Raw genomic sequence first — 20,013 nt, forward strand, 5'->3', positions numbered from 1 at the left:
CGCTAACCCTGCAGTGATTCGAAAAGCCCGCATTCCCTGGGATGCGGGCTTTTTTATGGGCGTGCCTGCGCCGTGGAAGCTCCCGACACGACCTGACGCCGGCCGTGGCACAGGGTAAACTTCGCCCCCTGCGCAGGAGCAACCATGAACTATCGTCACGCCTTCCACGCCGGCAACCACGCCGACGTCTTCAAACACCTGACCCTGACCCGCCTGATCGCCCTGATGTCGCGCAAGGAGCAGCCGTTCGCCTACCTCGACAGCCATGCCGGCATCGGCCTGTACGACCTCCAGGGCGATCAGGCCAACCGCACCGGCGAGTACCTGGAAGGCATCGCGCGCCTGTGGGGCGAGCAGGACCTGCCAGCGCTGACCGCCGACTACATGGCGGTGCTGCACAAGATGAACCCCGATGGCGAACTGCGTTATTACCCGGGCTCGCCCGAGCTGGCGCGGCGCCTGACCCGTTCCCAGGACCGGGTGCTGCTCAACGAGAAGCATCCGGAAGACGGGTTGCTGCTCAAGGAAAACATGAAGGGCGATCGCCGGGTGGCGGTCCACCTGGGCGAGGGCTGGCATGTGGCGCGGGCGCTGCTGCCGGTGGCCGAGAAGCGCGCGGTGATGCTGATCGACCCGCCGTTCGAACAGCTCGACGAGATGCAGCGTTGCGCCGCGTCGTTGAAAGAAGCCATCGGCCGGATGCGCCAGACCGTGGCGGCCATCTGGTACCCGGTCAAGGATCAACGGGCGCTGCGCCGCTTCTACCAGGACCTGGCCGGTACCGGCGCGCCGAAGCTGCTGCGTGTGGAACTGCTGGTGCATCCGCTGGATACGCCCAACAGCCTGAACGGCTCGGGCTTGGCGATTGCCAACCCGCCGTGGGGGCTGGAAGAGGAGTTGCGCGAGCTGCTGCCGTGGTTGGCGCAGAAACTGGGCCAGACCCAGGGCGGCTGGCAGATGGATTGGCTGATCGCCGAATAATGGGGGGAGCTACAAGCTGCAAGCTGCAAGCTACAAGCTGAAGCAGGACAGCTTGCAGCTTGCAGCTTGTAGCTTGCCGCTGCTTTCAGATCGGGCAGGTCACGCCTGTGCCGCCGATCCCGCAGTAGCCTTCCGGGTTCTTCGCCAGGTATTGCTGATGGTAGGCCTCGGCGTAGTAGAAGGTCGGGGCTTCTTCGATTTCCGTGGTGATGGCGCCCAGCCCGGCCTTGGTCAGCTCGGCCTGGAACACTTTTTCGCTGGCCTTGGCCTGCTCCAGCTGGGTCGGGTTGGTGGCATAGATCACCGAACGGTACTGGGTGCCGATGTCGTTGCCCTGGCGCATGCCCTGGGTCGGGTTGTGCAGTTCCCAGAACATCGCCAGCAGTTCCTGATAGCTGACTTTCTCCGGCTCGTAGACCACCAGCACCACTTCGCTGTGGCCGGTCAGGCCCGAGCAGACTTCTTCGTAGGTCGGGTTCGGGGTAAAGCCGCCGGCGTAGCCCACCGACGTGCTGAACACGCCCTCGCGCTGCCAGAACTTGCGTTCCGCGCCCCAGAAGCAACCCAGGCCGAAGATGGCGAATTCCACGTTGCCCGGGAATGGGCCCAGCAGCGGGTTGCCGTTGACGAAGTGTTCGGCTGGCACGGTCATCGGGGTTTCGCGGCCAGGCAGGGCTTGTTCTTTGGTAGGTAGCACGTTTTTGTTCACCAGAATTTCCGAGCGCAGAACCATGATCAGTCCTCTCAGTCAGGGTGGGATTGAGTAATTAACCAGACCCGCAGTTTGCCCGAGTGTTACGGCGCTGTCAGGCGATTGGGCCGCGCGGGTAACGTTTGAGCTTGTCGATCAGCTCCGAGCCGGGGATCGGCCGGTCGAACAGGTAGCCCTGGCCGACATCGCAGCGGTGGCGACGCAGGAAAGACAGCTGCTCCGCGGTTTCGATGCCCTCGGCCACCACCTGGATCTTCAGGTTGTGGGCCATGGCGATCACCGCCGAGGTGATTTCCATGTCGTCCTGGTTGGCGGGGATTTCATGGATGAAGCTGCGATCGATCTTGATGATGTCGATCGGGAATTTCTTCAAGTAGCTCAGCGACGAATAGCCGGTGCCGAAGTCGTCCATGGCCAGGGTCAGGCCGAGCTTTTTCAGCTGGTCGAGTTGCTGGTGGGTGTCTTCGGTGGCTTCCAGCAGCAGGCCTTCGGTCAGTTCCAGCTCCAGCAGCGAGGCGGGCAGCTGTTCCTCCTTGAGGATGCTGGCGATGGAGGCCACCAGGTCCGGGTCGGAAAACTGCTTGGGCGACAGGTTGATCGCCACCTGCAGATTTCCCAGGCCAGCGGCGGTGAGCTGCTTGCTCATGCGACAGGCCTGGCGCGCGATCCATTTGCCGATCGGGATGATCAGGCCGGTCTCTTCGGCGACGCTGATGAACTGGTCCGGACGGATCATGCCCTTTTCCGGATGGTTCCAGCGCAGCAGCGCCTCCAGGCCCAGCAGGCGTCCGCTGCGCAGGCACAGCTTGGGCTGGTAGAACACGTCCAGCTCGTTCTGGGTCAGGGCGCGGCGCAGGTTGTTTTCCACGAACAGCTTGTAGCTGGCTTCGGCGTTCAGGGCCTCGGTAAACACCTGCACCTGATGTTTGCCGTTGGCCTTGGCCTTGTGCAGCGCCAGGCCGGCGTTGCGCATCAGGGTCTGCGGGTCGCGGCCGTGCAGCGGTGCGCAGGCCAGGCCCACGGAGCCGGTGACGCTGATGAGTTGGTTGTCGACGAACATCGGCTTGTCGAGGGTCATCAGCAACTGGCTGGCGATCTGTTGGCCTGCCTCCAGGTCGGTGTCGTCCAGCAGCACGGCGAACTCGTTACTGGCGAAGCGCGCCAGGCTGCCGCTCGGGCTCAGGCTGTTGCGCAGGCGCCGGGCCAGGCTGATCAGCAGCTTGTCGCCGGTCTGGTGGCCGAGGCTGTCGTTGATCCGCTTGAAATTGTCGATGTCCACCAGCAGCAGGCTGATGGGGCTGTCGCTGTCGCGGGCGAAGCGTTCGTCGAGGTTGCGGATGAAGGCGGGGCGGTTGCCCAGGTTGGTCAGGTTGTCGGTGTAGGCCAGGCGCTCGATGCGTTGCTGGGCGAGCTTGGTCTGGGTGATGTCTTCGTAGATGCCGATGTAGTGGGTCAGTTCGCGGTTGTCGCCATAGACCTTGGAGATCGACAACTGGCCCCAGTACGGCTCCAGGTTCTTGCGCCGGCTCTTGAACTCGCCCTGCCAGCTGTTGCTCTTGGCCAGGCTGGAGGGCGCGTCGAACAGCAGTTCGCTGAGGTTCTCCAGCGCCGGCAGTTCCGCCAGCCGATGGCCGTGGACTTCCTCGGTGCTGTACTGGGTGATCGCCGTGAAGCTCGGGTTGACGTACTCCACCACGCCGTCGCAGTTGACCAGCAGAAAGGCATTGGCGCTTTGCTCGACCGCGCGCTGGAACAGGTGCAGGGCGCTGGTGGCGGTACGGCGGTTGTGGTTGTTGATGACCTGGGCGAACTGGTCGGCCAGCTCGCCGGCAAAGGCGATTTCATCGGATTGCCAGGCGCGGGTGTTGCCCACTTGTTCCAGGCACAGCACGCCGACCACCTGGCCGTCGATGCGGATACTGGCGTCGAGCATGGCGTTGATATTGCGCGGGCGCAGGCTCTCGGCCATTTCCCGGGTGCGCGGGTCACGCATGGCATTGTGCGCATCGATGGCCCGGCTGGTGTGCAGGGCTTCGAGGTAGTCGGGGAAGTCGCTGGCGTCGATCGTCTCCGGCAGGATGTATTCCTGCAGGTCGCGGTGATAGGCGCAGATGGGCACTAGCGACTGGCCTTCCAGGTTCCAGATGCTGGCACAGTCGATTTCGTAGATGTCGCAGGCGCTGCGGGTGATCAGCTCGGCGGCTTCCAGCAGGGAGTTGTTGGCGCTGTAGCGCTGGCGGGCCAGGAGCAGGATCAGGTCTTGCTGGGCGCGCACCCGTTCGAGGTGCTGGAGTTGTTCCTGCTGGGCGCGCTGATTGAGTTCCAGGGCGATTTGCAGGCGACTGTTCTGGGTTTCCAGGTCGGGCGCGGAGAGCGGCTGAACGTTCTCGAGCAGGCCGTCGACCACCAGGAAATAGCCACGCAGCAGGTGTCGATTGTGCTGTTTGTAGGCTTCGCCGAGTTCCAGCAGGCTGAGTGAGCCCTTGGCGGTGTGCAGGGTGTAGCGAATCAGATAATGCGGGCTGTGGGTCAGTTGCTGCTGGATCGCATCGTGCAGCTGATAACGGGCTTCCGGCTCCATCAGGCTGGCATAGGGCGAGCCGACCAGGGCGCAGAGCTCGACGGCGGGCAGGCCGAATTGGCGTTCACAGTTCGGGTCGAGAAACAGCAGGGCCCAGCTCGCTTCATTCAGCCGTTCGAAACGCAGCATGCCGAGCCGCGAGGGCACGGGCAACTGCGTCACTACCTCGGCCACCATACGGCTGGCGGCATCGGGTTGGCTTTTCATGGGGAAACTCGCTTGGTAAATGCTGATCGCGCCGGGCTCGCGCCCTCTTTACTGTTGCCTGCGGCAAGGTTGCATCATGCGGCACTGACTGACAAGTGAGATGAAGGCTAAGTGCTATAAGAATCTATCGGCAGAACGGAAGATTTCTGAACGCTAATCTTTCCCGGTGTTTTACCGGGCTTTGGCGGCTGGTTACAGCGATTTTTCGGCAAAAAAAAGCCCCGCCAAATCGACGGGGTTGAGGTACGAGCGTGGCGCTCGAAAAGGGTGCAACGGCCGGCTTCCCCATGACAGGGAAGCCGGCCGAGTCTTACAGCAGGATGGTGCGGATATCCGCCAGCAGATCGCTCAGACGCTTGGTGAAGCGTGCGGCAGCGGCGCCGTTGATCACGCGGTGATCGTAGGACAGCGACAGCGGCAGCATCAGCTTCGGCTGGAAGGCTTTACCGTCCCAGACTGGCTGGATGGTGGCCTTGGAAACGCCGAGGATCGCCACTTCCGGTGCGTTGACGATCGGCGTGAAACCGGTGCCGCCAATGTGACCGAGGCTGGAGATGGTGAAGCAGGCACCCTGCATGTCGTCCGCCGAGAGCTTCTTGGTCCGGGCTTTTTCAGCCAGGGAAGCGGCTTCGGCAGCCAGTTGCAGCAGGCTCTTCTGATCGACGTTCTTGATCACCGGTACCAGCAGGCCATCCGGGGTGTCGACCGCGAAGCCGATGTTCACGTACTTCTTGCGGATGATCGCTTTGCCGCTAGGCGCTAGCGAACTGTTGAAGTCCGGCAGTTCCTTGAGCAGGTGCGCGCAGGATTTCAGCAGCAGCGGCAGGATGGTCAGCTTGACGCCGGCCTTCTCTGCAACGGCTTTCTGGGCGATCCGGAAGGCTTCCAGCTCGGTGATATCGGCCGAGTCGAACTGGGTGACGTGAGGCACGTTCAGCCAGCTGCGATGCAGGTTCGATGCACCAGCCTGCATCAGGCGGGTCATCGGCACTTCTTCGATCTCGCCGAAGCGGCTGAAGTCCACCACCGGAATCGGCGGGATGCCCGCGCCACCGGTTGCGCCGCCAGCAGCTGGCGCTTCCTTGGCCTTTTGCATCATCGCTTTGACGTAAACCTGCACGTCTTCCTTGAGGATGCGACCGTGCGGACCGCTGGCGCCAACAGCGCTCAGCTCGACGCCGAACTCACGGGCCAGTTGACGCACTGCAGGACCTGCGTGAACTTTGGCGCCAGGCTTGGCAGGTGCAGCGGCCGGGGCGGCAGCAGGTGCAGCAGCCGGAGCAGCAGCGGCAGGTGCCGGAGCGCTTGGCGCAGCCGCGGCAGCTGGGGCCGGGGCAGCAGCAGGTGCCGCGCCTTTGACTTTCAGCTTGAGGATCAGGTCGCCGGTACCGACTTCGTCGTCCAGCTTGATCGCAACGCTTTCCACGATGCCGGCGGCTGGCGATGGGATTTCCATGCTGGCCTTGTCGGACTCGAGGGTGATCAGCGACTGGTCGGCTTCAACGCTGTCGCCAGCCTTGACCAGCACTTCGATGATCTTGGCCTTGCCGGCCGAACCGATGTCAGGGACGTGGATGTCCTGGACGCTGTCGGCCACTGGGGCAGCCGGAGCTGCCGCAGGAGCAGGCGCAGCGGCAGGTGCCGGAGCAGCCGCCTGGGCCGGAGCGGCCGCAACAGGGGCCGCAGCACCTGCCACTTCCAGATCCAGGATCAGGTCGCCGGTGCCGACTTCGTCGTTGAGCTTGACGCTGATGGCCTTGACCACGCCAGCGGCAGGCGATGGGATCTCCATGCTCGCCTTGTCGGATTCCAGGGTGATCAACGATTGATCAGCCTCGACCTTGTCGCCGACCTTGACCTGGATCTCGATGATCTGGGCCTTGCCCGACGAGCCGATGTCCGGCACGTGCACTTGCTGAACCGAAGCGGCGGCAGGCGCAGCAGCAGGAGCGGCAGGCGTCGGCGCTGCAGCTGGTTTTTCCGCGGCCTTGGCAGCTGGAGCGGCGGCCGCTGGCGCCGCGGCAGCGGCACCCTCGACTTCCAGTTCCAGCAGCTCGTCGCCTTCTTTCAGGCGATCGCCCAGCTTCACTTTCAGGCTTTTGATGATGCCGGCTTTGGGCGCCGGAACTTCCATGCTCGCCTTGTCCGATTCCAGCGTCAGGATGCTCTGGTCGGCTTCGATACGGTCGCCGACCTTCACAAACAGTTCGATTACTTCACCTTCACCGCTGCCGATGTCAGGTACGCGAATGAGTTCGCTCACAAAAAATCTCCTCAGCAGTCCAGTGGGTTGCGTTTTTCCGGGTTGATACCGAACTTGGTGATGGCCTCGGCCACGACCTTAGGTTCGATGTCACCACGGTCAGCCAAGGCTTCCAGGGCTGCCAACACCACGAAATGACGGTCGACTTCGAAGAAGTGACGCAGCTTCTTGCGGCTGTCACTGCGGCCGAAACCGTCGGTGCCCAGGACTTTGAATTCCTTGGACGGGACCCACTGACGAATCTGTTCGGCGAACAGCTTCATGTAGTCGGTAGAGGCGATGACCGGGCCCTTGCGGCCGCTCAGGCACTCTTCGACATAGCTCAGCTTAGGCTTCTGGCCCGGGTGCAGACGGTTGCTGCGCTCGACTGCCAGGCCATCGCGACGCAGTTCGTTGAAGCTGGTAACGCTCCAGACGTCCGCGCCCACGTTGAATTCTTCACGCAGGATCTTCGCCGCTTCACGGACTTCGCGCAGGATGGTGCCGGAGCCCATCAGCTGTACGTGGTGCGCCGCTTCGCGGGTGTCTTCCTCGAGCAGGTACATGCCCTTGATGATGCCTTCCTCGACACCGGCCGGCATGGCTGGCTGCTGGTAGGACTCGTTCATCACGGTGATGTAGTAGAAGACGTCCTGTTGCTCTTCGGTCATCTTCTTCATGCCGTCCTGGATGATCACCGCCAGCTCGTAGCCATAGGTCGGATCGAAGGTACGGCAGTTCGGGATGGTGCCCGCCAGCATGTGGCTGTGACCGTCTTCGTGCTGCAGGCCTTCACCGTTGAGGGTGGTACGGCCGGCGGTACCGCCGATCAGGAAGCCACGGGTACGGCTGTCGCCAGCGGCCCAGGCCAGGTCGCCGATACGCTGGAAGCCGAACATCGAATAGAAGATGTAGAACGGCAGCATCGGCTGGTTGTGGCTGGAGTACGAAGTACCGGCTGCAATGAAGGAGCTCATGGCGCCCGCTTCGTTGATGCCTTCCTCGAGGATCTGGCCCTTCTTGTCTTCGCGGTAGAACATCACCTGGTCTTTATCGACTGGCTCGTAGAGCTGGCCGACGGACGAGTAGATGCCCAACTGACGGAACATGCCTTCCATACCGAAGGTACGGGCTTCGTCCGGGATGATCGGGACGATGCGCTGGCCGATTTCCTTGTCCTTGACCAGCTGCGCGAGGATTCGCACGAAGGCCATGGTGGTGGAGATTTCGCGGTCGCCCGAACCGTCGAGGATGGCCTTGAGGGTATCCAGTGGCGGGGTCGGGATGTTGAAGCTCTTGGCGCGACGCTGAGGCACGAAACCGCCCAGTGCGGCACGACGCTCGCTCAGGTAGCGGGCTTCGGCACTGCCTTCTTCCGGCTTGAAGAACGGCAGGTTTTCGATCTCTTCGTCCTTGACCGGAATGTCGAAGCGGTCGCGGAACAACTTCAGGCTGTCGACATCGACTTTCTTGGTGTTGTGCGCGGTGTTCTTCGCTTCGCCGGCGCCGGTGCCATAACCCTTGATGGTCTTGGCCAGGATGACGGTCGGTTGCTCTTTGTGGTTGACCGCCTCGTGGTAGGCCGCATAGACCTTGTAGGGGTCGTGGCCGCCACGGTTGAGTTTCCAGATTTCGTCGTCGGACAGGTCTTCGACCATCGCCTTGAGTTCTGGCGTGTTGAAGAAGTGCTCACGTACGAAGGCGCCGTCTTTGGCCTTGTAGTTCTGGTACTCGCCGTCGATGACTTCGTCCATGCGGCGTTGCAGGATGCCGTCGGTGTCCTTGGCCAGCAGTGGGTCCCAGAAACGGCCCCAGATGACCTTGTTCACATTCCACTGGGCGCCACGGAACACGCCTTCGAGTTCCTGGATGATCTTGCCGTTGCCGCGAACCGGGCCGTCGAGGCGCTGCAGGTTGCAGTTGATGACGAAGATCAGGTTGTCCAGCTTCTCGCGGCCGGCCAGGGAGATCGCGCCCAGGGATTCCGGCTCGTCGCACTCGCCGTCGCCCATGAAGCACCAGACTTTCTGCTTGCCCGGCTGGATGAAACCGCGGGCTTCCAGGTACTTCATGAAGCGTGCCTGGTAGATCGCCTGGATCGGACCCAGACCCATGGAGACGGTCGGGAACTGCCAGAAATCAGGCATCAGCCATGGGTGCGGGTAGGAGGACAGGCCGTTGCCATCCACTTCCTGACGGAAGTTGTTCATCTGGTCTTCGCTGATGCGGCCTTCCATGAAAGCGCGAGCGTAGACGCCAGGGGAGGCGTGGCCCTGGAAGTAGATCAGGTCGCCGCCATGTTCTTCGGTTGGCGCCTGGAAGAAGTAGTTGAAGCCGATGTCATACAGCGTCGCACTGGAAGCGAAGCTGGAGATGTGACCGCCCAGGTCAGAATCTTTCAGGTTCGTACGCATGACCATGGCCAACGCGTTCCAACGTACCAGCGAGCGAATGCGGCGTTCCATGAACAGGTCGCCAGGCATGCGTGCTTCGTGGGTGACGGGAATCGTGTTGCGGTACGGCGTGGTGATGGCGTAGGGCAGTTGCGAGCCGCTGCGGGTCGCGAGTTCGCCCATACGGGTCATCAGGTAGTGAGCACGGTCTTCGCCTTCTTTGTCGAGAACCGATTCCAGGGCGTCCAGCCATTCCTGGGTTTCGACGGGATCGAGGTCTTGCATGGCTTGCTCCAGGGCGGAAAGGCTTCCAGAATCGGTTGCCTGAGTTTGCGACTGGCCTTGTGGGCAGACGATAAAATTCTTGGATTGCCGGAGGTTGATACGGCGGCGTGTAGTTTTACTACAAATCGTCGGCCATTTCAGCCTTTTGAATGTATAGACGAGTAGTAAAACTACAGAAGATTGGCTTGTGGCCTCCTGCTGCGTTGTGAGAATAATCGTTACTGTTGGTCGATTTCCAACACCAATGGGTAAGAATTTGATGTTGGCTGCCAAAATAATAAAAAATTCAGCTATTTCTAACTTTTGTTCGACAGTCCTTCAAGGGCCGCGCCCGCAGAATTTGCCCCGACCGCCCCTTTCTACGCCGATCAAGGATAGCCCATGAGCCTGCCCGCGCTTGCCGAACTCCCAGCGACTCTCCTGCCTTTTGTCAGCCGTGCGGAGCAGTCGTTCCGTAGCGCCGTGGCGACCCTGGACGACGATCACGGGCTCGCCGCCTGGACCCCCGAACGCTGGGCCGAGTTCGCCCGGGTGAGCGCCGCCAGCGACTTTTTCATTGAACAGAGCCTTCGTGACCCTTTGATGTTGCTGGAGCTGGTGCGCGGCGGCGAACTCGACCGCGGCTTCGGCCCAGGCGAGCTATGCGCGCAGATCGCCGCGGCGGTGCAGCAGGCCACCAGCGAAGACGAGCTGGGGCGGGTGCTGCGGCGTCAGCGCAATCGTCATCAGGTGCGGATCATCTGGCGCGACCTGACGCGCCAGGCGGATCTGGTGCAGACCTGTCGCGACCTCTCGGACATGGCCGACGCCTGCATCGACCAGGCCTATCAATGGTTGTACCAGCGCCACTGCGAGCAGTTCGGTGTTCCCACCGGTCGACGCAGCGGCGAGCCGCAGCAGATGGTCATCCTCGGCATGGGCAAGCTGGGCGCCGTCGAGCTGAACCTGTCGTCGGACATCGACCTGATCTTCGCCTACCCCGAAGGCGGGGAGACCGTGGGCGTGAAGCGTGCGCTGGATAACCAGGAGTTTTTCATCCGCCTGGGGCAGCGCCTGATCAAGGCGCTGGACCCGATGACCGTCGACGGTTTCGTGTTCCGCGTCGACATGCGCCTGCGGCCCTACGGTTCGGCGGGCGCCCTGGTGCTGAGCTTCAATGCGCTGGAGCAGTACTACCAGGATCAGGGCCGCGACTGGGAGCGCTACGCGATGATCAAGGCGCGGGTGGTGGCGGGTGACCAGATCGCCGGCGCGCAGTTGCTCGACATGCTGCGGCCCTTTGTCTATCGGCGTTACCTGGACTTCTCGGCGATCGAAGCGCTGCGCACCATGAAGCAGCTGATCCAGCAGGAAGTGCGGCGCAAGGGCATGGCCGACAATATCAAGCTGGGCTCCGGCGGGATTCGTGAAGTCGAGTTCATCGCCCAGGCTTTCCAGCTGATCCACGGCGGGCGCGACCTGAGCCTGCAGCAGCGTCCTCTATTAAAGGTGCTGACCACCCTGGAGGGGCAGGGTTACCTGCCGCCCGCGGTGATCGCCGAGCTGCGTGAAGGTTACGAATTCCTGCGTTACACCGAACATGCGATCCAGGCGATCGCCGACCGGCAGACGCAGATGCTGCCGGACAATCCACAGGACCAGGCGCGTATTGCCTTCATGCTGGGTTTTGCCGACTGGGCGGCGTTCCATGAGCGGCTGATGTATTGGCGCGGTCGGGTGGAATGGCACTTCCGTCAGGTGATCGCCGACCCGGATGAAGACGAAGGCCACGAGTGCGAAGTGGTGGTCGGCGGTGAATGGCTGCCGCTGTGGGAGGAAGCCCAGGACGAGGAAGCTGCCTGCCGGCAGTTGCAGGAAGGCGGTTTCAATGACGCGCCCAAGGCGCTCAGGGCGCTGGCCGGCCTGCGTGGCAGCCCGCAATTGCGGGCCATGCAGCGTTTGGGGCGCGAGCGTCTCGACGCCTTTATTCCCCGCCTGCTGGCCCAGGCGGTAGAGCATGCCGATCCGGACCTGGTGCTGGAGCGGGTGTTGCCGCTGGTCGAGGCGGTGGCGCGGCGCTCCGCCTACCTGGTGCTGCTCACCGAGAATCCCGGGGCCTTGCGCCGCCTGCTGACCCTGTGTGCCGCCAGCCCGTGGATCGCCGAACAGATCACTCGCTTCCCGCTGCTGCTCGATGAATTGCTCAACGAAGGCCGGCTGTTCAAGCCGCCACTGGCGCCGGAGCTGGCCGCCGAGCTGCGCGAACGCCTGACGCGCATCCCCGAGGACGACCTGGAGCAGCAGATGGAAGCGCTGCGCCACTTCAAGCTGGCTCACCGCCTGCGGGTGGCAGCCTCGGAAATCGCCGGCAGCCTGCCGCTGATGAAGGTCAGCGATTACCTGACCTGGCTGGCCGAGGCGATCCTCGAACAGGTGCTGGCCCTGGCCTGGCGCCAGACCGTGGCCAAATACGGCGCTCCGCAGCGCACCGATGGCACCTTGTGCGATCCCGGCTTCATTATTGTCGGTTACGGGAAAGTCGGCGGCCTGGAACTCGGGCATGGTTCCGACCTGGACCTGGTGTTTATCCATGACGGCGATCCGCAGGCGGAAACCGATGGGCCGAAACCGATCGACGGCGCGCAGTTCTTCACCCGCCTGGGCCAGCGGATCATTCACCTGCTGACCACCCAGACCAACTCCGGTCAACTGTACGAAGTGGACATGCGCCTGCGGCCGTCCGGGGCGTCGGGCTTGCTGGTGAGTTCGCTGGGGGCTTTCGCCCGTTATCAGGAGAACGAGGCCTGGACCTGGGAGCATCAGGCGCTGGTGCGTGCCCGGGTGCTGGTGGGTAGCCAGGATGTCGGCCAGGCCTTCGAGAAAGTGCGGGCGGCGGTGCTGGGTCGTGCCCGTGACCTGCCCAAGTTGCAGCAGGAGGTCAGCGAGATGCGGGCCAAGATGCGCGACAACCTGGGGACCAGGGCGACGGCTGCCGGAACCGCGGCAAATGCCTTCGAGGCCACGGCGCCGTTCGACCTCAAGCAGGACGCCGGAGGTATCGTCGACATCGAATTTATGGTGCAATACGCGGCCCTGGCGTGGTCGCAAGAGCACCCGTCATTGCTGCGCTACACCGACAATATCCGCATTCTGGAAGGTCTGGAGGAAGTCGGGCTGATGCCCGCGACCGACGCCAGTCTGTTGCGCGAGGTCTATAAGGCCTACCGCTCCGCGGCTCACCGCCAGGCCTTGCAGAACGAGGCCGGGGTCATCGCCGGCGACCAGTTCGCCAGCGAGCGACGGGAGGTATTGCGGATTTGGCGCGAGCTGGGGCTAAGCTAGGCAGCGTGCGCTGCGTTGCCACAAATGTATCCGGCGAGCCAGGTTGCGGCTCGTCCACAATGAGCTGGCGGTGAATGCCGCAGGGCTGGATTCTCGAGGCGGGGAGGCGTAAGCCTCCCCGGTTCGTTTTTGGAAACCACATGAATATTCTGATCGTTGGGCCCAGTTGGGTCGGTGACATGGTGATGGCGCAGACACTCTTCCAGTGCCTGAAACAGCGCCATCCTCAATGCGAGATCGACGTGCTGGCCCCCGAGTGGAGCCGGCCGATCCTGGAGCGCATGCCGCAAGTGCGGCGGGCCTTGAGCTTCCCGCTCGGCCACGGCGTGCTGGAACTGGCGACTCGTCGGCGCATCGGCAAATCCCTGGTCGGCCAGTACGACCAGGCCATCCTGCTGCCCAACTCGCTGAAGTCGGCGCTGGTGCCGTTTTTTGCCGGCATCGCGCAACGCACCGGCTGGCGTGGCGAGTTCCGCTACGGCCTGCTCAACGACGTGCGCACGCTGGACAAAGAACGTTATCCGCTGATGATCGAGCGCTTCATGGCCCTGGCTTACGAGCCGGGCGCCGAGCTGCCCAAGCCGTATCCGCGTCCCGACCTGCAGATCGATCCGGCCAGCCGCGAAGCGGCGCTGGCCAAGTTCGGCCTGACCCTGGACCGCCCGGTGCTGGCGCTATGTCCGGGTGCCGAGTTCGGCGAAGCCAAGCGCTGGCCGTCCGAGCATTACGCCAAGGTTGCCGAGCTGAAGATCCGCGAGGGCTGGCAGGTCTGGCTGTTCGGTTCGAAGAACGATCACGTGGTCGGCGAAGACATTCGCGCCCGGCTGATTCCTGGGCTGCGCGAAGAGTCGGTCAACCTCTGCGGCGGCACCTCCCTGGCCGAGGCCATCGACCTGTTGTCCTGCGCCGATTCCGTGGTGTCCAACGACTCCGGGCTGATGCACGTGGCGGCGGCGCTGAATCGCCCGCTGGTGGCGGTGTACGGCTCGACGTCTCCGGGGTTCACCCCGCCGCTGGCCGACCAGGTCGAGGTCGTGCGCCTGGGCATCGAGTGCAGCCCGTGCTTCGATCGCACCTGCCGCTTTGGCCATTACAACTGCCTGCGCCAGCTGCTGCCCGACTCGGTGGACCAGGCCTTGCAGCGGTTGCAAGGCACCGCGGTCGAGGTTCGGTAAGTGCGGGTACTGTTGATCAAGACCTCTTCCCTGGGCGACGTGATTCATGCGCTGCCGGCGCTGACCGATGCGGCGCGGGCGATCCCGGGGATCAAGTTCGACTGGGTGGTGGAAGAGGGGTTCGCGGAAATCCCGACCTGGCACCCGGCTGTGGATAAAGTGATCCCGGTGGCGATTCGCCGCTGGCGCAAGAACATCTGGCAGACCATCAAGAGTGGCGAGTGGCGGCGCTTCAAGCAAAGCGTGCGTGCCACCAAGTACGATCTGGTGATCGACGCCCAGGGCTTGCTGAAAAGCGCCTGGCTGACGCGCTACGTCAAGGCGCCGGTGGCCGGCCTGGACAAGCAGTCGGCACGCGAGCCCCTGGCGGCGCGTTTCTACTCGCGGCGCCTGGCCGTCGCCCGCGGCCAGCATGCCGTGGAGCGCGTGCGCCAGCTGTTCGCCGTGGCGCTGGGGTATGACTTGCCCCAAGGCCTGGGCGATTACGGCCTGAACGTCGAGAAACTGGTGGAGTTGCCGCGGCCCAAGCCGTTCGTGGTGTTCCTGCACGGCACCACCTGGGACACCAAGCACTGGCCGCAAGCCTATTGGCGCGAGCTGGCCGAACGCATGGGCCAGTTGGGCGTCGAGGTCAAGTTGCCGTGGGGCAACCCGGCGGAGAAGGCCCGGGCCGAGCGTATTGCCCAGGGCCTGAGCAACGCCACGGTGCTGCCGAAGCTGAACCTGGCGGGCGTCGCCAAGGTGCTGGCGCAAGCCCGGGCCTGCGTCGCGGTGGATACCGGGCTTGGCCATCTCGCCGCGGCGCTGGATGTGCCGACCATTTCCCTGTTCGGTCCGACCAACCCGGGCCTGACCGGTGCCTATGGCAAGGCGCAGATCCACATGGCCAGCGACTTCCCCTGCGCGCCGTGCCTGCAGAAAAAATGCACCTATCAACCGACGGCTGAAGATCAGCGGCGGTTCGACCTGAAACGCGAGTGGCCGCTGTGCTTCACGCGTCTGAATCCTGAGCGTGTCGCCAGCCGGCTGAGCAGGTTGTTACTGGCTGAGGAGCTGCGCTGATGCAATTGGCTTTTGTCCTTTATAAATACTTCCCGTTCGGCGGCCTGCAACGGGACTTCATGCGCATCGCCCTGGAGTGCCAGAAACGCGGGCACCGGATTCGCGTCTATACGCTGATCTGGGAAGGCGATGTGCCGCCGGGTTTCGAGGTGCTGGTGGCGCCGGTCAAGGCGTTCTTCAACCATCGTCGTAACGAGAAGCTCAGCGCCTGGATGGAGGCCGACCTGGCCAAGCGTCCGGTGGACCGCCTGATCGGCTTCAACAAGATGCCCGGCCTGGACGTGTACTACGCCGCCGACGGCTGCTTCGAAGACAAGGCGCAGAACCTGCGCCACTCGCTGTACCGCCGCTGGGGCCGCTACCGGCACTTCGCCGAATACGAGCGGGCGGTGTTCGCCCGGGACGCCAAGACCGAAGTGCTGATGATTTCCGAGGTCCAGCAGCCGCTGTTCATCAAGCATTACGACACCCCGGTGGAGCGTTTCCACCTGCTGCCGCCAGGCATCGCCCAGGACCGTCGCGCGCCGGCCAACGCGGCCGAGATCCGCGCCGAATTCCGTCGCGAGTTCGCCCTGAAAGACGATGATTTGCTGCTGGTGCAGATCGGCTCCGGGTTCAAGACCAAGGGCGTGGATCGCAGCCTCAAGGCTGTGGCTGCCTTGCCGCCGGAGCTGAAGAAACGCACCCGGCTATTTGTAATTGGCCAGGACGACCCCAAAGTATTCCAATTACAGAGCGCGGCATTGGGCCTGGGCGAGCATGTGCAGTTCCTCAAGGGGCGCAGTGATATTCCGCGTTTCCTGCTGGGCGCCGACCTGTTGATCCACCCGGCGTACAACGAAAACACCGGCACCGTGTTGCTGGAAGCGCTGGTGGCCGGCTTGCCGGTGCTGGTCAGCGCGGTCTGCGGTTATGCCCATTACATCGCCGAGGCCGACAGCGGCCTGGTACTGGACGAGCCACTGGAGCAGGGACAGCTCAATCAATACCTGAACACCATGTTGACCGACGACGCTGCACGCGCGACCTGGAGCCGTAACGGCCTGGCGTTCGCCGAGACGGCCGACCTCTATAGCATGCCGCAGCACGCTGCGGATGTGATTCTGGCGGAGCAACACTGATGAAGTTGATTCTTGCCGAACCGTTCAAGACCCTTTGGGCCGGGCGCGATGCGTTCGCCGAAGTCGAGCGTCTGGACGGCCAGGTCTACCGTGAACTGGAAGCCCGCCGTACCTTGCGTACCGAGGTGGCTGGCGAAGGGTTCTTCGTAAAGATTCACCGCGGTATCGGTTGGGGCGAGATCTTCAAGAACCTGCTCACCGTCAAGCTGCCGGTGCTCGGCGCGGGCCAGGAATGGCAGGCCATCCAGCGCCTGCAGGAAGCCGGTGTGCCGACCATGACCGCCGTCGCCTATGGCGAACGCGGCAGCAACCCGGCCAACCAGCATTCGTTCATCGTCACCGAGGAGCTGGCGCCGACCATCAGCCTCGAAGACTTCAGCATCGACTGGGTCAAGCAGCCGCCGCAGCCCAGGCTCAAGCGCGCGCTGATCGCCGAAGTGGCGCGCATGACCGGCATGATGCACCGCGCCGGGGTCAACCATCGTGACTGCTACATCTGCCACTTCCTGCTGCACACCGACAAGCCGGTGACGCCGGATGACTTCAAGCTCTCGGTGATCGACCTGCACCGCGCCCAGACCCGCCCGGCCATCACCCGGCGCTGGCGCGACAAGGACCTGGCGGCGCTGTATTTCTCGGCACTGGATATCGGCCTGACCCGGCGCGACAAGCTGCGCTTCCTCAAGGGTTATTTCCAGCAGCCGTTGCGCCAGATCCTGAGCGACGAAGCGCCTCTGCTGGCCTGGCTGGAGGGCAAGGCCAACAAGCTCTACGCACGCAAGCAGCGATACGGAGATGCGCTCTGATGGCGGGTTGGAACCTTGAACCTGGATATCAGGAGCTGGCGCAGGACTTCGGCAGTCTGGATGCGGTCTTTGCCCTCGAGGGCGAACACCTGACCCGCGACCCGTTGTCGGAGGTCATCCGGGTCGAACGCAACGGCATCAACTATTACGTCAAGCGCTACACCGGCGCCGGCAAGAACCTGCGGCGCTATCTGGGCAAGCCGCGGGTCAAGTCCGAGTGGCAGAACCTCAAGCGTTTCGCCAAGTGGGGCATTCCCACGGCGGAGGTGGTGGCCTGGGGTCTGGAGCGCCGTGGCCTGGCTTACGACCGGGGGGCGATGATCACCCGCGAGCTGCCACGCACCGAAGACCTGTCGGTCCTGGCCGAGCGCAACGACCCGCTGCTGGCCGATCGGGCCTGGGTGGACCGGGTCAGCCAGCAGCTGGCGCGCTACACGCGGATCATGCATGAGCATCGCTTCACCCATAACGACTTGAAGTGGCGCAACCTGCTGATCGACGATGAGGTCCGGCTTTACCTGATCGATTGCCCCAATGGCGATTTCTGGCGCGGTTTCTGGCTCAAGTACCGGATCACCAAGGACCTGGCGTGCCTGGACAAGGTGGCCAAGTATCATTTGTCCGCCACCCAGCGCCTGCGCTTCTATTTGCAGTACCGCCAGCGCACCCGGCTGAATGCCGCGGACAAGTGCCGCATCCGGCATGTGCTGAGATTTTTCGAGGGACGCGAATGACCGATTTCCTGGCGGCTCAGGACCGTGCGTTGCTGGAGCGCCACGGCCTCGACAGCTTCGACGCGTTGTGGGCCAAGCAACTTGAGGCGGTGGACGAGCCCAACACCGATGGTGGGGGCTGGAGCAGCGTGTATCGCCTTGACCTGGAAGGCCACGGCTACTACCTCAAGCGCCAGAGCAACTACCTGACGCGGACCCTGCACCGGCCGTTCGGCGAGCCGAGTTTCGCCCGCGAGTTTCGCAATATCAGCCGCTACCAGCAGTTGGGCATTCCAGCGCTGCAGGCGGCCTTCTTTGGCGAGCGCAAGGTGGCTGGCGAAACCCGGGCGATCCTGCTGACCCGGGCGCTGGATGGCTGGAACGACCTGGATTCGCTGCTGCAGCAATGGGCGCAGCTCAGCCCGGACCAGCACGCGGCGATCCTGCGGGCCTGTGGCCTGCTGGCGCGCCAGTTGCACGCGGTGCGCCAGGTGCACGGCTGCTTTTATCCCAAGCATATTTTCCTGCGGGCTACCGGCGACGGTTACCAGGCGCAATTGATCGACCTGGAAAAGACCCGTCCGCTGTTGTTCGGCCAGCGTGACCGGGTCAAGGACCTGGAGCCGCTGTTGCGTCGCGCCCCGGTCTGGAGTGAGAGCGATGTGCGCGCCTTGCTTGCGACCTATCTGGATCAGCCGCGGGACAGCTCGCTGGTCGATGCCTGGCTGAACCGCCTGAGTGCACGCCGCAGCCACAAGGAGACTCGTTGATGCGTCTGTCCGAACTTGAACGGGCCGGTCGCGCGCCAAGCCTGCCGTTGAGCCTGGAGCTGGCCGACGCTGCCGGGCCGGCCACGCTGCAGTTGCTCAGCCTGCTGCGGGTGCTGCCGGGGCAGCGCTACGTCGGCGCCGGTGTATGGCGCGGGCGTCCGGTGCTGGCCAAGTTACTGGTGGGGGCCAAGGCGGCGCGGCATTTCCAGCGCGAACTGCAAGGCGTGCGCTTGCTTGAAGAGCAGGGCATGACCACGCCGTTGCTGCTGGCAGACGGCCTGAAGGAAGGCGAGGGCGGCTGGCTGCTGTTCGAGTTCCTGGAAGGCTCCGAGAGCCTGGGCGATGCCTGGAAACAGGTGGAATCGTTGCCAGCGTTGGCTGATGAGCAGCAGGCGGTACTCGCCGAAGCCCTGGCCGCCATCGCCGAATTGCACGGCAAGGGCCTGTGGCAGGAAGACCTGCATCTGGACAACCTGCTGCGTCATCAGGGCAAGTTGTACCTGATCGACGGCGCCGGGATCTGCGTGGAACAGGCGGGCAAACCGCTGTCCCGGCAGAAAGTCCTGGAAAACCTCGGGGTGTTTTTCGCCCAGCTGCCCAAGAGCCTGGAGCCCTTCACCGAAGAGCTGCTGGTGCATTACCTGCTGAACAATGCCGAGCATGCCTTGCCGCTGGAAGCCTTGCAGAAGCAGGTGGACAAGGTGCGCAGCTGGCGCTTGAAGGATTTCCTCAACAAGGTCGGTCGCGAGTGCACCCTGTTCAGCGTGCTGCGCGGGCCCTTCGCCTTGCGGGCGATTCGGCGCGAGGAAGAGGCGGCGATGCTGCCGGTGCTGGAGCAGGCCGACGCGCTGCTGGACCAGGGGCACCTGTACAAGACCGGTGGCGCCGCCAGCGTCGGCCGGGTCGAAGTGGCGGGCCGCACCCTGGTGGTCAAGCGCTACAACATCAAGGGTTTTGCCCATTGGCTCAAGCGCTTCTGGCGTCCCAGCCGGGCCTGGCATTCGTGGCAGGAGGGCAATCGCCTGGCGTTCCTCGGCATTGCCACGCCCAAGCCGCTGGCCTTGCTGGAGAAGCGTTTTCTCTGGCTGCGCAGTCGGGCCTATCTGGTGACCGAATACCTGGCGGGGCCGGACATCATCGAACGCTTCGCGCCCTATATCGACAGCGGCGCGGCTCCGGAAGCGGAGTTGCAGGCGCTGGACCGGCTGTTTGCCGAGTTGATCCGCGAACGCATCAGCCATGGCGACTTCAAGGGGCACAACCTGTTCTGGCAAGAGGACCGCTGGGCGCTGATCGACCTGGATTCCATGTGCCAGCACCACAGCCTCGGCAGCTTCGCCCCGGCCTACGCCCGCGACCGTGCGCGCTTCATGCGTAACTGGCCAGAAAGCAGCGCGCTGTATCAGGTCATCGACCAGCGCCTGCCTAAAACCGCCGAATCGTCCATGGGCTGACCTGCGACTTGTAGCCGCTGCCACAGGCTGCGATCGACTCCGCAGGAGGCGCTGCTTTTGAGGCCCTCGGAAGACCCTGCGGGCCTTATCGCAGCCTGCGGCAGCGGCTACAGGGAGTGAGGCGCTTCAGCCTTGGCGCTTGTCGCTAGAGGCTTGCCCCTTCTTTTACGTTATAATCCCGCCCTTTCGT

General features: G+C 63.6%; 13 protein-coding genes. 9 read left to right on the top strand and 4 right to left on the bottom strand.

Annotation, left to right across the window (positions count from 1 at the left end):
* The first annotated feature begins 144 nt into the window (after nt 1-144).
* Complete coding sequence (locus CXQ81_RS04925) at nt 145-981, top strand: 23S rRNA (adenine(2030)-N(6))-methyltransferase RlmJ (RefSeq protein ID WP_007926805.1); 837 nt, start codon at nt 145-147, stop codon at nt 979-981.
* A gap of 85 nt (nt 982-1,066) precedes the next feature.
* Here CXQ81_RS04925 and msrA read toward each other — a convergent pair whose 3' ends face one another.
* The 4 genes from msrA to aceE all read right to left on the bottom strand — a co-directional run bounded on the left by msrA (nt 1,067) and on the right by aceE (nt 9,401).
* Nucleotides 1,067-1,714 carry a peptide-methionine (S)-S-oxide reductase MsrA gene (msrA, locus tag CXQ81_RS04930; protein ID WP_007926804.1) on the bottom strand — a complete coding sequence of 216 codons (648 nt, stop codon included), beginning with the start codon at nt 1,712-1,714 and terminating at the stop codon, nt 1,067-1,069.
* Between the two features lie 73 nt (nt 1,715-1,787).
* On the bottom strand, nt 1,788-4,481 hold the full coding sequence (locus tag CXQ81_RS04935) for a bifunctional diguanylate cyclase/phosphodiesterase (RefSeq protein ID WP_101336647.1): 2,694 nt from the start codon (nt 4,479-4,481) through the stop codon (nt 1,788-1,790).
* A gap of 310 nt (nt 4,482-4,791) precedes the next feature.
* Nucleotides 4,792-6,744, bottom strand: coding sequence for a dihydrolipoyllysine-residue acetyltransferase (gene aceF / locus CXQ81_RS04940; RefSeq protein ID WP_101336648.1), 1,953 nt, complete (start codon nt 6,742-6,744; stop codon nt 4,792-4,794).
* A gap of 11 nt (nt 6,745-6,755) precedes the next feature.
* Nucleotides 6,756-9,401 (bottom strand): pyruvate dehydrogenase (acetyl-transferring), homodimeric type, encoded by a 2,646-nt coding sequence (gene aceE / locus CXQ81_RS04945; protein WP_007926801.1) that lies wholly within the window; start codon nt 9,399-9,401, stop codon nt 6,756-6,758.
* A 381-nt stretch (nt 9,402-9,782) separates the two neighbouring features.
* Between aceE and glnE the strand changes: the two genes are divergently transcribed.
* From glnE to CXQ81_RS04985, 8 genes are all read left to right on the top strand, one after another.
* Complete coding sequence (gene glnE / locus CXQ81_RS04950) at nt 9,783-12,722, top strand: bifunctional [glutamate--ammonia ligase]-adenylyl-L-tyrosine phosphorylase/[glutamate--ammonia-ligase] adenylyltransferase (RefSeq protein ID WP_101336649.1); 2,940 nt, start codon at nt 9,783-9,785, stop codon at nt 12,720-12,722.
* A 140-nt stretch (nt 12,723-12,862) separates the two neighbouring features.
* Nucleotides 12,863-13,897, top strand: a complete 1,035-nt coding sequence (gene waaF, locus CXQ81_RS04955) for a lipopolysaccharide heptosyltransferase II (protein WP_007926799.1) — start codon at nt 12,863-12,865, stop codon at nt 13,895-13,897.
* Complete coding sequence (gene waaC, locus CXQ81_RS04960) at nt 13,898-14,959, top strand: lipopolysaccharide heptosyltransferase I (protein WP_053259389.1); 1,062 nt, start codon at nt 13,898-13,900, stop codon at nt 14,957-14,959.
* Nucleotides 14,959-16,080, top strand: coding sequence for a glycosyltransferase family 4 protein (locus CXQ81_RS04965; protein ID WP_007926797.1), 1,122 nt, complete (start codon nt 14,959-14,961; stop codon nt 16,078-16,080). The genes waaC and CXQ81_RS04965 overlap by 1 nt, the downstream gene beginning before the upstream one ends.
* Nucleotides 16,080-16,886 (top strand): lipopolysaccharide core heptose(I) kinase RfaP, encoded by an 807-nt coding sequence (gene rfaP / locus CXQ81_RS04970; protein ID WP_053259391.1) that lies wholly within the window; start codon nt 16,080-16,082, stop codon nt 16,884-16,886. The genes CXQ81_RS04965 and rfaP overlap by 1 nt, the downstream gene beginning before the upstream one ends.
* Nucleotides 16,886-17,620: a lipopolysaccharide kinase InaA family protein gene (locus CXQ81_RS04975; RefSeq protein WP_062823872.1), complete on the top strand. Its 735-nt coding sequence runs from the start codon at nt 16,886-16,888 to the stop codon at nt 17,618-17,620. Before rfaP ends, CXQ81_RS04975 begins: the two co-directional genes overlap by 1 nt.
* Nucleotides 17,617-18,369, top strand: a complete 753-nt coding sequence (locus CXQ81_RS04980; protein WP_007926794.1) for a lipopolysaccharide kinase InaA family protein — start codon at nt 17,617-17,619, stop codon at nt 18,367-18,369. The genes CXQ81_RS04975 and CXQ81_RS04980 overlap by 4 nt, the downstream gene beginning before the upstream one ends.
* Nucleotides 18,369-19,823 carry a lipopolysaccharide kinase InaA family protein gene (locus CXQ81_RS04985; protein WP_101336650.1) on the top strand — a complete coding sequence of 485 codons (1,455 nt, stop codon included), beginning with the start codon at nt 18,369-18,371 and terminating at the stop codon, nt 19,821-19,823. Before CXQ81_RS04980 ends, CXQ81_RS04985 begins: the two co-directional genes overlap by 1 nt.
* Nucleotides 19,824-20,013 lie beyond the last annotated feature (190 nt).

It is taken from the genome of Pseudomonas sp. 09C 129 (genome assembly GCF_002843625.1).
GTDB lineage: Bacteria > Pseudomonadota > Gammaproteobacteria > Pseudomonadales > Pseudomonadaceae > Aquipseudomonas > Aquipseudomonas chlororaphis.

Coding starts and splice junctions, on each gene's coding strand:
- CXQ81_RS04925 (WP_007926805.1), top strand. CDS start 145: ATGAACTATCGTCACGCCTTCCACGCCGGCAACCACGCCGACGTCTTC.
- msrA (WP_007926804.1), bottom strand. CDS start 1,714: ATGGTTCTGCGCTCGGAAATTCTGGTGAACAAAAACGTGCTACCTACC.
- CXQ81_RS04935 (WP_101336647.1), bottom strand. CDS start 4,481: ATGAAAAGCCAACCCGATGCCGCCAGCCGTATGGTGGCCGAGGTAGTG.
- aceE (WP_007926801.1), bottom strand. CDS start 9,401: ATGCAAGACCTCGATCCCGTCGAAACCCAGGAATGGCTGGACGCCCTG.
- glnE (WP_101336649.1), top strand. CDS start 9,783: ATGAGCCTGCCCGCGCTTGCCGAACTCCCAGCGACTCTCCTGCCTTTT.
- waaF (WP_007926799.1), top strand. CDS start 12,863: ATGAATATTCTGATCGTTGGGCCCAGTTGGGTCGGTGACATGGTGATG.
- CXQ81_RS04965 (WP_007926797.1), top strand. CDS start 14,959: ATGCAATTGGCTTTTGTCCTTTATAAATACTTCCCGTTCGGCGGCCTG.
- rfaP (WP_053259391.1), top strand. CDS start 16,080: ATGAAGTTGATTCTTGCCGAACCGTTCAAGACCCTTTGGGCCGGGCGC.
- CXQ81_RS04975 (WP_062823872.1), top strand. CDS start 16,886: ATGGCGGGTTGGAACCTTGAACCTGGATATCAGGAGCTGGCGCAGGAC.
- CXQ81_RS04980 (WP_007926794.1), top strand. CDS start 17,617: ATGACCGATTTCCTGGCGGCTCAGGACCGTGCGTTGCTGGAGCGCCAC.
- CXQ81_RS04985 (WP_101336650.1), top strand. CDS start 18,369: ATGCGTCTGTCCGAACTTGAACGGGCCGGTCGCGCGCCAAGCCTGCCG.